Annotated in this window: 19 protein-coding genes; 11 read left to right on the top strand and 8 right to left on the bottom strand. The window is 59.9% G+C overall.

Annotated features, from left to right (window positions below):
• Positions 1 to 37: 37 nt before the first annotated feature.
• Positions 38 to 733, bottom strand: coding sequence for a flagellar basal body P-ring formation chaperone FlgA (flgA, locus tag ACA059_RS03760; protein WP_497632788.1), 696 nt, complete (start codon positions 731 to 733; stop codon positions 38 to 40).
• A 162-nt stretch (positions 734 to 895) separates the two neighbouring features.
• On the opposite strand from flgA, the gene flgB reads away from it, so the two are divergent.
• The 11 genes from flgB (at position 896) to flgL (ending at position 11029) form a co-directional block, all read left to right on the top strand.
• On the top strand, positions 896 to 1309 hold the full coding sequence (gene flgB / locus ACA059_RS03755) for a flagellar basal body rod protein FlgB (protein ID WP_497632787.1): 414 nt from the start codon (positions 896 to 898) through the stop codon (positions 1307 to 1309).
• Positions 1310 to 1324: 15 nt separating this feature from the next.
• Positions 1325 to 1732 carry a flagellar basal body rod protein FlgC gene (gene flgC / locus ACA059_RS03750; RefSeq protein WP_497632786.1) on the top strand — a complete coding sequence of 136 codons (408 nt, stop codon included), beginning with the start codon at positions 1325 to 1327 and terminating at the stop codon, positions 1730 to 1732.
• Between the two features lie 3 nt (positions 1733 to 1735).
• Positions 1736 to 2413: a flagellar hook assembly protein FlgD gene (locus ACA059_RS03745; RefSeq protein ID WP_497632785.1), complete on the top strand. Its 678-nt coding sequence runs from the start codon at positions 1736 to 1738 to the stop codon at positions 2411 to 2413.
• A gap of 87 nt (positions 2414 to 2500) precedes the next feature.
• The gene (gene flgE, locus ACA059_RS03740; protein WP_497632784.1) at positions 2501 to 3649 is read left to right on the top strand and encodes a flagellar hook protein FlgE; all 1149 of its coding nucleotides are present in this window, start codon (positions 2501 to 2503) and stop codon (positions 3647 to 3649) included.
• A gap of 3 nt (positions 3650 to 3652) precedes the next feature.
• On the top strand, positions 3653 to 4408 hold the full coding sequence (locus ACA059_RS03735) for a flagellar basal body rod protein FlgF (protein ID WP_497632783.1): 756 nt from the start codon (positions 3653 to 3655) through the stop codon (positions 4406 to 4408).
• 31 nt (positions 4409 to 4439) lie between these two features.
• The gene (gene flgG, locus ACA059_RS03730) at positions 4440 to 5222 is read left to right on the top strand and encodes a flagellar basal-body rod protein FlgG (RefSeq protein ID WP_462047131.1); all 783 of its coding nucleotides are present in this window, start codon (positions 4440 to 4442) and stop codon (positions 5220 to 5222) included.
• Positions 5223 to 5245: 23 nt separating this feature from the next.
• Positions 5246 to 5926 carry a flagellar basal body L-ring protein FlgH gene (locus ACA059_RS03725; protein WP_497632782.1) on the top strand — a complete coding sequence of 227 codons (681 nt, stop codon included), beginning with the start codon at positions 5246 to 5248 and terminating at the stop codon, positions 5924 to 5926.
• Between the two features lie 11 nt (positions 5927 to 5937).
• Positions 5938 to 7092, top strand: a complete 1155-nt coding sequence (locus ACA059_RS03720) for a flagellar basal body P-ring protein FlgI (RefSeq protein WP_497632781.1) — start codon at positions 5938 to 5940, stop codon at positions 7090 to 7092.
• Positions 7092 to 8054: a flagellar assembly peptidoglycan hydrolase FlgJ gene (gene flgJ / locus ACA059_RS03715; RefSeq protein ID WP_497632780.1), complete on the top strand. Its 963-nt coding sequence runs from the start codon at positions 7092 to 7094 to the stop codon at positions 8052 to 8054. The genes ACA059_RS03720 and flgJ overlap by 1 nt, the downstream gene beginning before the upstream one ends.
• A 141-nt stretch (positions 8055 to 8195) precedes the next feature.
• A complete protein-coding gene (gene flgK, locus ACA059_RS03710; RefSeq protein ID WP_497632779.1) occupies positions 8196 to 9806 on the top strand; it encodes a flagellar hook-associated protein FlgK in 1611 nt (536 codons plus the stop codon).
• Positions 9807 to 9832: 26 nt separating this feature from the next.
• Entirely contained in the window at positions 9833 to 11029 is a 1197-nt protein-coding gene (gene flgL, locus ACA059_RS03705; protein ID WP_497632778.1) for a flagellar hook-associated protein FlgL, read from the top strand.
• Positions 11030 to 11078: 49 nt separating this feature from the next.
• On the opposite strand, the gene fliR is transcribed toward flgL, so the two are convergent.
• From fliR to fliL, 7 genes are read right to left on the bottom strand one after another with little or no spacing between them, the layout of a single operon-like run.
• Positions 11079 to 11867: a flagellar biosynthetic protein FliR gene (fliR, locus tag ACA059_RS03700; protein WP_497632777.1), complete on the bottom strand. Its 789-nt coding sequence runs from the start codon at positions 11865 to 11867 to the stop codon at positions 11079 to 11081.
• 5 nt (positions 11868 to 11872) lie between these two features.
• Positions 11873 to 12142, bottom strand: a complete 270-nt coding sequence (gene fliQ, locus ACA059_RS03695; RefSeq protein ID WP_462020989.1) for a flagellar biosynthesis protein FliQ — start codon at positions 12140 to 12142, stop codon at positions 11873 to 11875.
• 25 nt (positions 12143 to 12167) lie between these two features.
• Complete coding sequence (gene fliP / locus ACA059_RS03690; protein ID WP_497632776.1) at positions 12168 to 12938, bottom strand: flagellar type III secretion system pore protein FliP; 771 nt, start codon at positions 12936 to 12938, stop codon at positions 12168 to 12170.
• Positions 12935 to 13360 carry a flagellar biosynthetic protein FliO gene (fliO, locus tag ACA059_RS03685; protein ID WP_497632775.1) on the bottom strand — a complete coding sequence of 142 codons (426 nt, stop codon included), beginning with the start codon at positions 13358 to 13360 and terminating at the stop codon, positions 12935 to 12937. The genes fliP and fliO overlap by 4 nt, the downstream gene beginning before the upstream one ends.
• Entirely contained in the window at positions 13357 to 13827 is a 471-nt protein-coding gene (gene fliN, locus ACA059_RS03680) for a flagellar motor switch protein FliN (RefSeq protein WP_497632774.1), read from the bottom strand. The genes fliO and fliN overlap by 4 nt, the downstream gene beginning before the upstream one ends.
• Positions 13820 to 14875 (bottom strand): flagellar motor switch protein FliM, encoded by a 1056-nt coding sequence (gene fliM / locus ACA059_RS03675; RefSeq protein WP_497632773.1) that lies wholly within the window; start codon positions 14873 to 14875, stop codon positions 13820 to 13822. The genes fliN and fliM overlap by 8 nt, the downstream gene beginning before the upstream one ends.
• Before the next feature lie 3 nt (positions 14876 to 14878).
• Entirely contained in the window at positions 14879 to 15352 is a 474-nt protein-coding gene (gene fliL, locus ACA059_RS03670) for a flagellar basal body-associated protein FliL (RefSeq protein WP_497632772.1), read from the bottom strand.
• Positions 15353 to 15368 lie beyond the last annotated feature (16 nt).

Raw genomic sequence — 15368 nt, 5'->3', positions numbered from 1 at the left:
GCAAACTTTGACCGGTGATCGGGATTCGGCAAAAACTTTAATAGCGCAGTAGCAACTCATTCTGGCCAACGACTTGCGCGTTCAGCAGCTTGCCGTCACTGCTCAACACCCTGACGCTGCTCCCCAGGCTGCCATTGTCCAGCGCCTTGCCATCGCGCCGGATCGTGAAGCCCTCGCCCAGCGCCTGTAGCACGACACGCTGATTGCGCTCCACCAGCCAACGCTCGCGAAAATTGTTCAGTGCCAGAGCGGCGCCCCGGCTGAAACTGCGACTGGCCTGACGGCCAATGACTTGCTCCGGCTTCAGCACGCTGCCTTTGGGCAAACGCTCCAATGGGCCGCGCTTGATTTCCAGCATGTTGGCTTTGATGACATCACCCGCCGCAATCCTTTGACGGCTGACCACATAATCGCCGACAACACCCACGTTGACTTGCAGATAGCCGGCCACCCCTTCCTCACCCTCACAACGCACGCCGACCGCCACGCGTCCGAACGCGTTCTGCTCAGGATGCACCAGATACGGCTGAGGACTTTCGCACGCCGATATCCGTGCGGCCGGCTGACCGATGTCGATCTGCATCTGCTGGATGCGAGGCGGCAATCGCAGCGCAATCAAATGACGCACCTTGTCTTGCAGCACATCCGGTTGAGCCATGGCGGTGCCGCTGTGCAGCAAGCACATCAAAACCCATCCGCCGAACCGCGAGTGATGCCGGAAAAACCCTGTCATCGATCCAGTCCTCTGAGGTAGCCAGCGGATAATTTTAGGCTCCCCGACGACGAGGCAAGGCCTGAATTGGTCGCCAAATAGCGGCCTGTTTCAGCCTTTGCATCGACGACCTTGGGACTAATCTGCGAGCCGTTCAATTATTTGATGCACAGGTCCGCAGACATGATCGACAAGCTCGACAACGAGCTGCGCTTCCAGCAGGACGCAATGAGTTTGCGGGCTGAGCGCCAGCAGGTATTGGCCAACAACATTGCCAACGCCGACACCCCCAACTTCCGGGCGCGTGATTTTGACTTCTCTGCCGAACTGGCCAGCTCCCTGCAAAAAGAGCGCACCAACGAGCGGGGTATGACGCTGGCGACCACCTCGGATCGCCACCTTCACGCAGCCTCCGACAGCCTCTCGAGCCGCGCCCTGCTCTATCGCGTGCCTGACCAACCAAGCCTCGATGGCAACACCGTGGACATGGATCGCGAGCGCGCGCAGTTCACCGATAACGCCGTCAGGTATCAGGCGAGCCTGACGTTTCTGAGCAGCCGGTTGCAGTCGCTCAAAACGGCCATGCAGTCCGAATAACGCAGGGAAAACACCATGTCGATGTTCAGCATTTTCGATATCGCCGGTTCCGCGCTCAGCGCCCAGTCCCAGCGCATGAACGTAACCGCCAGCAACCTGGCCAACGCCGATACCACCAGCGGCCCGGATAACGAAGCCTATCGCGCCCGCCAGGTGGTCTTCGAGTCGCAATACCAGACTGGCAGCCGCATTGGTGGCGTGCGGGTCAGCCAGGTGGTCGAAGACGGCTCCCCCATGCGTCAGGAATACCGTCCCGGCGACCCGCTGGCCAACGAGGAGGGCTACGTGACCATGCCCAACGTCGAACCCGTGGGCGAAATGGTCAACATGATCTCCGCTTCGCGCTCCTATCAGGCCAACGTCGAAGTCATGTCCACCAGCAAGGAAATGATGCTGAAAACTTTGACTCTAGGTGAGGCGTAAACAATGGCTAGCACGATTTCCAGCTCGGTCCTTTCGAGCGTAAACAGCAGCAGTACCACTTCTGAAAGCACCGCTTCGGCGTCGGACGAGCTGCAAGATCAGTTTCTGACGCTGCTGACGACCCAGCTGCAGAACCAGGATCCGACCGACCCGATGGACAACAGCGAAATGGTCACGCAGTTGGCACAAATCAGCACGATCAGCAGCATCGAGGATGTGACCACCACGCTGGAAGGCATCTCCAGCCAGATCAGCGCCAGCGAGACCCTGCAAGCCTCGGCGCTGGTCGGCAACGGCGTGTTGGTCGACGGCAGCACCATCCAGGTCGACAGCGGTGTAGCCACCACCTTTGGCGTCACCCTGGCCAGTGATGCAGACAGCGTCACCGTCACTATCAAAGACAGCAGCGGCACGGTGGTTCGCACGCTGGATGAAGGTGACATGAGCGCCGGCACCCAGGCCTTGTCCTGGGACGGTTTACAGGACGACGGCACGACCGCAGCCGATGGCGCTTACAGCTTCTCTGTGGCCGCCACCGCCGATGACGTCGCCGTGACAACCACCGCGCTGAAATACGCACTGGTCACCGGCGTGACCACCGACAGCAGCAACGAAGTCGCGCTGGATCTGGGGGGTGTCAACGAAAACGTCGGGCTGAGCGATATCAGCCTGGTGCTTTGACCGTAAACGCACCTTCCACTCACGCCCAGCAATCCTTCGCAGTTGCCAAAACTGCTCAGTCATCGTTCGCATTCCAGGAGAAATACCATGGCTTTTTCCCAAGCGCTTAGTGGTCTGACTGCTGCTTCCACCGACCTCAACGTCGTCAGCAATAACATTTCCAACTCCCAGACCGTGGGTTTCAAAAGCTCGACGACGCAGTTCGCCGACGTGTATTCCGGCGCGGACGTCGGGTTGGGCACCTCGGTTTCAGGCGTGGTTCAGAATTTTGCATCCGGCAGTCTGACGACGACCGATAACGAACTGGATCTCGCCATCAATGGTGAGGGGTTCTTCACGTTCACCGACGGCACGCAATCCGTGTACTCGCGTAACGGCCAGTTGACCCTGACGGCCGATGGCTATCTGGAAAACGCCGCAGGCGACCAGTTGATGGGCGTCAACGGCGTCATCCAGATTCCGACGACGGGCATGCAAGCCAGCGCCAGTACTGAACTGGATGCCGAGCTGAACCTGGACGCCAGTGAAGACATCATCACCGATACTTTCGACCAGACTGACTCGTCCACGTACTCCTACTCAACGACCGCGACCCTCTACGACTCCCTGGGCAACAGCCACACCAGCACCCTGTATTTCAGCAAAACCGCCGAGAACACCTGGGACGTTCACACCGCAATCGATGGCGATCTGCTGACCGAAACACAGACCGTGGCGTTCAGCTCCAGCGGCCTGATCACCAGCGGAGAGACCGGCACTTACACCTATGACCCGGCCAACGGTGCCGCGAGCATGACTATCGCGCTGGACCTGACGGGCACGACGCAGTTCGGTAACGACTCCGAGGTGTCCGACATTTCTCAGAATGGCTACACCTCCGGCAGCCTGGTGAGTTTCACCATCGACGACACCGGAACGGTCATTGCCACCTACTCCAACGACCAGACGCAAAGCATCGACCAGATTCAACTGGCCACGTTCAGCAATGAAAACGGTCTGCAATCCAACGGTGACAACACCTGGCTTGCCACCTCCGCATCCGGCCAGGCCTTGCTGGGTGTTGCCAGCAGCGGTTCTTTGGGCTCGATCCTGAGTGGTACGACCGAGGACTCCAACGTCGACCTGACCGCCGAACTGGTGAACCTGATCATTGCTCAGCGCAACTTCCAGGCGAACGCCAAGTCGGTAACCGCGCAAAGCGAAGTGCTCCAGCAAGCCGTGAACATCGGGTCTTAACGCATGGATCGCATGCTCTTCACGGCCATGAGCGGGGCCAATCAGGCACTCGAACAGCAGGCTGTCGTGGCCAACAACCTGGCCAACATCGTGACCCCGGGCTTTCGCTCGCAGTTGGTCGAAATGCAGTCCTCGCCTGTCGCGGGCGAGGGCTTGCCGACGCGGGTTTCGGTTGCCGCCAACGGCGTGGGTGTCGACTGGACCGAAGGGCCGATCACTCATACCGACCGGGCGCTGGATGTCGCGCTCGGCGAAAACGGCATGCTGGCGGTGCAGACCGCGGATGGCAAAGAGGCCTATACCCGGCGAGGTGATTTACAGGTCGATGGCACCGGCGTAATGACCGTGGGTGGCCGCCCGGTCATCGGTGACGGCGGTCCGGTCACGGTGCCACTGGGCAGCGAAGTCACGCTGGGCAGTGACGGCACGATCAGCGTCCGTGAGCTCGGCATGGAGCCCCGGGGCCTGAGCCCGGTCGGTCGGCTGAAGCTGGTATCGGCCTTGCCCGGCACTCTGCAGCCCGGCGCCGACGGGTTGTTCCGTCCCTCGCCAACGGCCAACGGCACTGTCCAGCCACTGCCTGCCGACGAAACCATGCGTGTGACGCCCGGTGCACTGGAGGGCAGCAACGTCAGCCCGACCAACGCCATGGTCGCGATGATCGACAACTCGCGGCGCTACGACATGCAAATGAAAGCCATCAGTACCGCCGACGAAAACGCCAAGACCGCCAATAGCCTGCTCTCCCTGCAGGGCTGACCTCACGGTTGAATGAATAAGGAACCGATCGATGATCAGATCACTGTGGACGGCCAAAACCGGCCTGGAAGCCCAGCAGGGCCAAATGGACGTGATTGCCAACAACCTGGCCAACGTCAGCACCAATGGCTTCAAACGGTCGCGGGCAGTATTTGAAGACCTGGTTTACCAGAACGTGCGCCAGCCGGGCGCGCAAAGCAGCACCGATACCCGACTGCCCTCCGGCTTGCAGGTCGGCACGGGGGTGCGTGAAGTCGCCACCGAACGCCTGCATACCCAAGGCAATCTGGAAGAGACCAGCAACTCCAAGGATCTGGCGATCAATGGCCTGGGGTTTTTCCAGGTAGACATGCCCGACGGCACCACCGCCTACACCCGTGACGGCAGCTTCCAGCTCGACTCAAACGGCGAGATGGTCACCTCCAACGGTTACAAGCTCTCGGCAGGGGTCACCATTCCCGCCAACGCCACGGCCGTCTCGATCAGTACCGACGGTATCGTTTCCGTGACCCAACCCAGCAGCTCCACCTCGACCCAGGTCGGCCAGCTGAATCTGGCGTTGTTCATCAATCCGGCCGGCTTACAGAGCATCGGCCAGAACCTCTACCTGGAGACTGACGCCTCGGGCTCTCCGACCGAAACCACACCGGGCCTCAACGGCGGCGGAACACTGTCCCAGGGTTACGTCGAAACCTCCAACGTCAACGTTGTGGAGGAAATGGTAAGCATGATCCAGACCCAGCGCGCTTACGAAATCAACAGTAAGGCCGTCGAGAGCTCGGACGAGATGCTACAGCGTCTGACTCAGCTCTGACCGCTATGTTCGAGACACACAAAATGGCTCATAAGCCCTCATCGGTATGGCCTCTGTCCTTGGTATTGGCCGGCATGCTGGCGACCGCAGGCTGCGATCAACTGCCCCACAAGCCCGTCGTGCCTGACGAGGAAATGCAGGTGCCGGCCTTACCGGCTCGCCTGGCGAACGGCTCGATTTACCAGAGCAGCCGCGGATCGCAGCCCCTGTTCGAGGATCGGCGTCCACGGATGGTCGGCGACACGCTGACCATCGAACTGGAAGAACAGGTCAGTGCCAGCAAGACCTCTTCCTCCAATGCCAACCGTGCCGGCTCCATGGGGTTGAGCCTGGCGACCACCTCCAGTCGTGCGTCCCAGGTCGCCGACTTTGGGCTGGATGCCTCGACGACCCACGACTTCAGTGGTGGCGGCGGCTCTCAGGCCAAAAACTCTTTCACTGGCACGATTTCCGTGACGGTCATGCAGGTGATGCCCAATGGCAACCTGCGGGTGCGCGGTGACAAGCAGATTGCAATCAACCAGGGCACCGAATTCATCCGTTTCTCCGGCGTGGTCAATCCCCGAACCATCACCGGAGAAAACACGGTGTCGTCGATCCAGGTCTCACAAGCCCGGATCGAGTACGTCGGTGATGGCTACATCAACGAAGCGCAGCGCATGGGCTGGCTCCATCGCATCCTCCTTAACGTGTCTCCTTTCTGAGTACGGGAACCATGGCTGACTCTGTATTCATTCAACCCCTTTTACGCGCAGCCAAATCCGCAGTTCAAGCGCTCTGCACCCTGTTGTGCGCCGGCACGTTATTGCTCGGCGGCGCGGTACAGGCAGAGCAGATACGCGACATTGCCGATTTTGCCGGAATACGCCCCAACAACCTGGTGGGCTACGGCCTGGTGGTCGGCCTGGATGGCAGCGGCGACCAGACCACTCAGAGTCCCTTCACCGAACAAGGCCTGACCAACATGCTGTCGCAGCTGGGGGTCACCCTGCCTGCGAACGCCAACATGCAGATGCGCAATATCGCGGCAGTCATCGTCACCGCCAACCTGCCGGCACTCTCGCGCCCGGGACAACAGATTGACGTGGTCGTGTCGTCGATCGGTAACGCGCGCAGCCTGCGCGGCGGCACCTTGCTGATGACGCCGATGAAAGGCGCCGATGGCGAGGTTTATGCCGTCGCTCAAGGCAACCTGCTGGTCGGCGGAGCCGGTGCTTCGGCGAACGGCAGCAGCGTGCAGGTCAACCAGCTGGCCGGTGGGCGTATCAGTCGCGGCGCCATCATCGAACGCGCCGTTCCGCTGCATCTGAGCAGCGACAACGGTTTGCTCAGCCTCAACATGCATGAACCTGACTCGGCCACCGCCCAGCGCGTCGTCTACGCCATCAATTCCGAAATGCGCCGTACGGTAGCGTCGGCCATGGATGGCGGGATGATCCAGATCCAGGGGCCGCTGTCGCCCAATGAGCGGGTCAACTTCATGGCCCGCATCGAGAGCATCGAGGTATTGCCGATCCAGACCCGTCCCAAGGTGATTCTTGATTCGCGCACCGGCTCTATCGTGCTCAACAGCTCGGTGAAGCTGTATCGCGCCGCAGTCGCGCACGGCAATCTCTCGGTCATCATCGACACCACCAACACCGTCAGCCAACCCGGCCCCCTCAGTGGCGGCCAGACAGCCGTGACCTCCCAAAGCAACATTTCCATCGAATCCCAGGGTGGTTCGTTGCACTTGCTTGAAGGCACAGCGAATTTGATGGACGTGGTCAAGGGATTAAACGCGCTAGGGGCTACGCCGCAAGACCTGATGGTCATTCTGCAGGCACTCAAGGCCGCCGGCTCCCTGCGTGCAGAGTTGGAGATCATCTGATGAACAGCGCTGGCAGCACCGATGGCTTTGCCCTTGATGTCCAGGGTCTGGAGCAACTCAAGCGCCGTTCGCACCAGGACGCCGGGGCGGGGCTGAAAGAGGCCAGTAAACAGTTTGAAGCCCTGTTCCTGCAAATGATGCTCAAAAGCATGCGAGGTGCGATTCCGAAATCGGAAATGTCCAGCGACTCGCAGACCGAAATGTACACCGAGATGCTCGATCAGCAGTGGGCGCAGAGCCTGTCGGGAAAAGGCCTCGGCCTGGCCGAGCAACTGACCCGACAACTGAGCGGCTATTCCACAAAACACAGCGACGCGAACACCGACATGGATGCGGCAGCGGCAGCGTTCCTCGATCTGCCACCGTCACGCCCGACCGGCACAACATCGCCCTTTGCAAACACGGCTTACCAGACACAGGCGTTTGAAGCCTGGAAACGCCGCGAGGTCAACGGCGAGGATAACGAACGACCCGAACATGTGCTGGCGTTCGTTTCGCGCTTGAACGAACCGGCGCAAAAAGCCGCTCTCAGCAGTGGCGTACCGGCCGAACTGATCCTTGCCCAGGCGGCACTAGAAACCGATTGGGGACGACGTCAAATCACAACGCCCAATGGGGCTGACAGCCACAACCTGTTCGGGATCAAGGCCGGCAGCCAATGGCAAGGCGCGACAACGCAGGTCTTGACCACTGAATACGCAGAAGGTGAAGCGCAAAAACAGGTGGAACGCTTCCGCGTTTACCCGACCGATGAGGCAGCCTTCAACGATTACGCCCGATTGATTCGCACCCGCCCCGGTTACGCCGCCGTGCGCCACGCCACCGATGCGCCACAGGCGGCCATCGCGCTGCAACAGGGGGGTTACGCCACCGACCCGCGATACGCGCAAAAACTGATTTCAGTCATGGCCACCATCGGCCCGCTACGACCTGTCCCGCCCGTGGCGCAGCTGGAAAATTGACTGACAACCCAATGCCGAGCGCCTCGATCGCGCCGGTCATGGATCTGTCGGCAAAAGGTTCTTGAAAAGAATCAGGGTCACAGGTCAAGTTGCACTTTCGCGGAGCCGATAGTGCGCAATACGTAGCGTAGGAGCTTCTCGATGAGCATTATTTCCATTGGTGTCAGCGGCCTGAGCGCCGCACAGATCGCCCTCAGCACCAGCAGTAACAACACCACCAACGCCTATACCGATGGCTATACCCTGCAGGTCGCCACCTTCTCCGAATCCACGTCGGGCAGCGGTGTGCAGATCTCCAGTGTCGACCGCCAGTACAACCAGTTCGTCACTACACAGCTCAACAGTTCGATCAGCGCCGAAAGCGCGCTGTCGACCTACCAGACCGAAGTCGATCAGATCGACAGCCTGTTGGCCGATGGCGATGCCAGTCTCGATACCCTGCTGCAAAGCTTCTTTTCAGCCATCCAGACGCTGACCTCCGACGCCAGCGACACCGCCGCGCGGGAAGAAGTCATCGGCTCGGCTGAAACACTGTCGTCTCAGTTCACCCAATTGGGCAGCTACCTGGACGAGATGGCGGACGATGTGAACAGCCAGATCGACGATCAGGTCACGCAGGTCAACGACCTCACCGAGCAGATTGCCGACCTCAACAAAAAAATCAGCCTGTCCGATGCACTGGGAAGCACCTCCAACGACCTGCTCGATCAACGGGATCTGCTGGTCAGTCAGCTCAGTGAATTGGTCGATGTCGACGTCACCACTCAGGACAACGGCAGTTACAGCGTATCCCTGAGCAACGGCCTTGCGCTGGTGTCCGGCAATGACAGTTTCGAATTGCAAACCAGCGTCTCGGCCAGCGATCCGACCCAAACGGGGGTCGCCTACGTGGACGCCGCCGGCAACACCACCGTGCTCGACGATTCAACGTTCGAAGGTGGCTCCCTGGGCGGGCTGATGGATTTTCGCGACACCACGCTGACCGAAACGCAGAATCAGTTGGGGGTCCTGGCGGTCACATTGACGCAAGCCTTCAACACCCTGCAGGCATCGGGTATCGACCTGAATGGCGATACGGGCACTGATTTTTTCTCGGTCGACGACCCCAGCACCTACGGCAATACCAACAACACCGGCGACGCGACATTGACCGCGACCTTCACCGACGATGTGAGTGCGTTGAGTGCCAGCGACTACACCGTCAGTTACTCCGACACCGATGGCTACACCGTGACCCGTAACGACACCGGCGCCAGTGTGGATTCTGCCTACGACAGCGACACCGACACCCTGACGTTCGCCGGGATGAGTGTGGCCATCAGTGGCACCGCCGATGACGGCGACAGTTTTCTGGTGCTGCCGACGCGCAACGCCGCCAGCAGTTTCAGCACCCTGACCAGTGACGGGAGCCTGATCGCAGCGGGCACTTCGACCGGCAGCAGCGATAACACCAACGCCCTGGCGATGCTCGATCTGCAAACCGACAGCATTGTGGGAGGCACCTCGACCCTCAGCCAGACGTACTCGGCACTGGTCAGTGACGTGGGTAGCACCGCCACCAAAATCGCTGGCCAACTGGAAACCCAGGAGAGCCTGACCGAGCAACTGACCACGCTGCAGCAATCGGAATCGGGGGTCAGTCTTGATGAAGAGGCGGCCAACCTCATTGTTTATCAACAGTATTACCAGGCCTGCGCGAAGGTCGTCGAAGTGGGCACCACCCTGCTCGACACCATTCTCGACATCAGCTGATAAACGTCTGAAAGGAGCGTCACGCCATGCGTCTCAGCAGTGCGACGATTTACAACCAAAGCTTGAACGCCATGCTCGCTCAGGAAAGCGCCTATCAGGACGCTGCCCAGGAAGTCGCCAGTGGCACCCGAGTGGTCAATCCTTCCGACGATTCGCTGGCCGCCACCCAGGCCGTCAACGTCCGTCAGGCGATCTCGGCCAACGAGCAATACGCCGATTCGCGCAGCACGATCACGACCTCGTTGTCCCAGGAAGAAAGCACGCTCGATAGCATCAACGATGCCATCAGCAGTGCCATGGCCCTGGTCGTTCAGGCCAACAACGGCACCTTGAGCGACGCCGACCGCGAGTCGATCGCCACCTCGTTGCAGGGCGTCTACGACACCCTGGCGACCTTGGCCAACGCCACGGACAGTAACGGCAACTACCTGTTTTCCGGCTATCAGAGCCAGAGTCCGGCGTTTGCCGAAAATGCCGATGGCGAGTTGGTCTATCAGGGCGACGACAACGTCGTCACGCAGCAGGTCAGTTCCACGCAGACCATGGCCAGCGGCGATACCGGCGCAACGATTTTCCTGTCGGTCGGCAGCTCCGCCGGCTTCATTGCCGAAGCCGGCGACAACACCGGCAGCGTGACCTACGACGGCCCCGACATCACCGACACACAGGATGCCAATTACGGAACAGGCTTCACCGTGACCTTCAGCACCGACGCCGACGGCACCGCCCAATACAGCATCGATGGCGCAGATCCGGTCACCTATACCTCAGGCGATACCCTTGAAGTCAATGGCCTGTCCCTGACCTTCAGCGGTACCCCGGCCGACGGCGATACCATCACCGTCAGCGCCGCCGCCGATGCCGAGCCGGATCTGTTCGCGACGTTGAAAAACCTGATCTCGGTGTTGCAGACACCGGTGGATACCGAGGCCGATCAAGCCAACCTGAGCAACACCCTGTCCACAGCTAGCCGCGAATTGAGCAATGCCCAGGACACGGTGCTCACCGTGCAGACATCGGTCGGTTCACGGCTCAATCAGCTGGAAGTGCTCGACACCATCGGTGACGACCTCGCGCTCAGTTACACCGAACGCCTTTCCGGCCTGGTCGATGCCGACTACACCGAATCGGTCACCGAATACACCGCGCTGCAAGTGGCGCTACAGGCCGCCCAGCAAACCTTCGTCAGCATTCAGAAGATGTCGCTGTTCGAGTACATCTGAAGCCGCGTTCCAGGTGCCGCCCGGGAAACCTGGTGGCGCCTGAACCGTTTTAGGGCCGTGCCATGTTATCGATCAGGTACTGCATGAATTGCAGTGTGTTGGTCATCAATCTTTCGAGAAACTGCCCCAGATCGCCCATCACCACCATCAGCAACACCAACCCCACGCACAACGTCGCCGGAAAGCCCACGGAGAACACCGTCAACTGCGGCGAGACGCGGTTCAGGATGCCCATGGCCAGGTTGATGATCAGCAGCGTGCCGACCATTGGCAGTGCCAATAAAAGGCCAGTGAGGAAGATCGTGCTGCCATAGCGGGCAATCAGGTTCCAGGCATGGGGGTCGAAATGCAGGTTGCCGATCGGCAAGGTCTTGAAGGTAGTCGCCAGCAGCTCAAGCACCATCAGGTGACCGTTCAGCGCGAGAAACATCAGGATCGTGATCATGCTCAGAAAGCGCGACAGCACCATGCTGTTGGTGCTGGTATCGGCGGAAAAAAAGGTGGCGAACGCCAGGCCCATTTGCATGCCGCAAATGTCGCCGGTCATCTCGACCACCGCCAGTGTGATACGCATGACCATGCCCAGGGACATCCCGATCAACACTTGCTCCACAATCACCCCAAGCCCCGCCCACGAGAACAGGGTGACATCCGGCAAGGGCGGCAGATTGGGTGCGAGCAGGAAGGCAAGGAGCATAGCCAGGCCCACCTTCACCTGACTCGAGACGTTTTTATGACCGAGAATCGGGTCGCTCATCAGATACGCCAGCACTCGGCAAAACGGCCAGAAGAAGCTGGTCACCCAGAGTTGCAACTGTGCCGAACTGACTTCGATCACGGGCGTCAGCCGATCAGCATGGGCAAGCTGCTGAACAACGCACGTGTGTAGTCCACCAGCATCTCCATGATCAGCGGGCCCGCCAGCACCAGCACCACGCACACCCCGACAATTTTGGGGATGAACGACAGGGTCGATTCGTTGATCTGCGTCGCGGCCTGAAACAGGCTCACCAACAACCCGATAAACAGCGTCACGAGCAGCACGGGCGCAGCCACGATCATGCTCATGCGCATGCCTTTGTAAGCCAGGTCCATGACCATTTCCGGTGTCATTGTCTACGTCCTCGAAGCCACATCATCAGGTGTAAAAACTTTGCGCCAGCGAGCCGAGCAGCAACTGCCAGCCATCGACCAGCACAAACAGCATCAGCTTGAACGGCAGCGAGATCGTGGACGGCGGGACCATCATCATGCCCAGCGCCATCAACACGCTCGCCACCACCAGATCGATGATCAAAAACGGAATGAAGATGGTGAAACCGGCCTGGAACGCGGTCTTCAACTCGCTGGTGACAAAGGCAGGGAGCAACACCCGCATCGGCACATCTTCAGGGCCCTGCAAGTCCTCGATCTGCGCCAGACGCGCAAACAAGGCGAGGTCGCCCTGACGCGTCTGGGTCAGCATGAACGTGCGAAACGGCTGACTTGCCTTGTCGAGAAACTGCTCAACCGTGATCTCGTCTTTGGAGAACGGTAACCAGGCTTTTTCGTAAGCCTGATCGAGGGTCGGGGACATGACGAAAAACGTCAGGAACAGCGACAGCCCCAACAACACTTGATTCGGTGGCGCGGACGTCGTGCCAATGGCTGTGCGCAGCAAGCCCAGGACAATGATGATGCGGGTAAACCCGGTCATCATCAGCAGCACGGCCGGCAGGAATGCCATGGCACTGAGCAGCAACAGGGTTTGCAGGCTCAGCGACCATTGCTGGCCTCCCGCCTGCCCGGTGAAGGCGGCCAGCCCTTCAATCGCCGGTTCTGCCTGAGCATCGGGCATCAACGCGAGCAGCAACACGGCCGACAGCGTCGCCCGTTTCAACCCGCGCTGAAAACAAACCGGTGCGCTCATGAGGGGCTCCCCGTTCCTTTGTCTGCGCGCTGGAGGTTGCGCTTCAGAGCACCCGCCAATCGCTCGGCAAAACTGTCGCTGGTAATGGCGGCGGTGATGTCGGATTCGGCGGGCGGAGCGTCCATCTGCGACAGCGCAGTGACCTGTTGGGCGGTCACGCCAAGCACCAGCCACTGACCCCGAACCTCGACGATCACCACTTTCTCGCGCTGGCCCAGGCTTGTGCTGCTGACGACACGCATCACTTTTCCGGGGGACAGCGGACGCGCGCCGACACGACGCACGAACCAGCCGCACAGCAAAACACAGGCGACTACCAGCGCCAGCGCCAGCGCCGTCTTGCCGAGCAACGCCAGGTTCATCAGGCTGTCCGAAGGGACGCCAAGGGCCACGGGCGGCGGAGTCTGACTGACGAGGCTCATCGGTTGAGCTTTTGAACGCGCTCGGAAGGCGTAATGATTTCCGTGATCCGGATACCGTACTTGTCATCCACGACCACCACCTCGCCCTGGGCAATCAGGTAGCTGTTGATCAAGATGTCCATCGGCTCGCCCGCCAGGCCATCGAGCGCCAGCATCGAACCCTGGGCCAGCTCCAGCAACTGCTTGATGGTGATCCGCGTGCGGCCCAGCTCTACGCTCAGCTTGACCGGAATATCCATGATCATTTCCAGCTCGCGCGCTGCTGCCGCGGGCTGTGGCGCTACCAACGGTTTGAAGACGCTGGTGCCCACGCTCGGTGCAACGCTGCCGGCCGTCGCCTCTGCCTCGCTCTGTTCGGCCAGGGCCATGGCCCAAGGATCGCCGGCCTCAGCCTCGGCGCCCTGCTCGGCCAGGGCGTCGGCCCAGTCATCGGCCTCTTGCGGCTCGGTATTATTTGAATCAGTCATGGTCGGATTCCTTGGCAGTGGACACGTGGCCCTTCACGAATCGGCTGGTAGAAGAGGAGGCAAGGCTCAGGGAGTGATCGACCAGTTCCTTCACGAGCAACGCACGCATACCGTTGTGGCTGCCATATTCGCAACTCATGACAGGCACGCCGTCGACACGCGCACTGACGATATCGGGCAGTTCGATGGGTAAAACGTCGCCGACTTTCAACGCCATGACCTGCCCTACCCTGGCATCCATCTCGACAAAGTCCGCGATCAGCTCAATCTGGGAATGGGTAATCTCGCCGGCCATGCGCTTGTTCCAATGCCGCTCCTCTTCAGGATTGGTATCGGTCAGCGGGCCGTTGAGCAACTGACGCATCGGTTCGATCATCAGATAGGGAATCACGATGTTGAAGTCGCTGGACAGGTTGCCGACCTCCAGATGGAAGGTCGCATTCACCACGATTTCATTGGGCGAACTGGTGATGTTGGCGAACTTGGCCTGCATCTCCGAACGCAAATATTCGATTTCCAGCGGGTAAACGGACTTCCAGGCATCTTTGTAAGCGTCCACCGACAACCCCAACAAACGCTGGATGATGCGTTGCTCGGTATGGGTGAATTCCCGCCCTTCGGACTTGGTCACGAAGCGACCATCACCCCCAAACAGATTGTCCACCACCATGAACACCACGCTCGGCGGAAACACCACCAACGCGGTGCCTCGCAACGGCTTCATCGCCAACAGATTGATGTTGGTGGGCATCGGCATGTGCAGGGAAAAGTCGCTGTAACTTTGATAACGCACGCTTTTGACGGTGATGTCGATGCTGCGCCTGATCAAGTTGAACAAGCTCATGCGGAAGTAGCGTGCGAAACGCTCGTTGATGATATCCAGCGCATGCAAGCGCTCGTGGATCACCCGGTGCTGAGTCGCCGGGTCGTACGGACGGATGAGAGCATCCTTGAACGTATCGACATCATCATCCAGAGCATCGCTGTCGTCGCCCCCACGAAGCAACATGTCGATCTCGTCCTGCGAGAGCAAATCGTCTATGGCCATGGGTTACTGCACGATAAAGTCGGTGTAAAGAACGCTGAGCACCGAGAGTTCAGGCTGCTGTGCCGCCAGGGACTGTTTGAGTGTTTCAAGAATTTTGGCAGCCAGTATTTCCTTGCCCTGCGGGTTGACCAGCTGCGTGCTGTTTTGCCCGCTCAACAGTGTCAAAAGCTGGCTGCGAATCTGCGGCATGTACTGCTGCAAGACCTTCTGCGTCGCGTCGTTTCCGACTTCCAGCGCAAACCCCACATACAGCAGGCTTTGCTCATCGCGTTCGTTTTGAAGATTGACCGTCATCGGCGCAATCGTGACCAGCCGTGGGGCCTGAGGGGTGTTCTCGACGGCTTCTACTTTCACCGCCGCGTCTGCATGCGCCGTGTTCTTGCTCATGTAGAGGTACATGCCGCCGGAACTGGCTGCCGCAGCGACCAGCGCCATCAACAGAATCAAGAACCAGGGGAATTTGCGGGTAGTGGTCATTGGCTGGAACCATGCA

The organism is Pseudomonas sp. LBUM1647, assembly GCF_059716175.1.
Note: the sequence above shows the minus strand (reverse complement) of the source record. Positions and strands in the feature narration are given on the sequence as shown.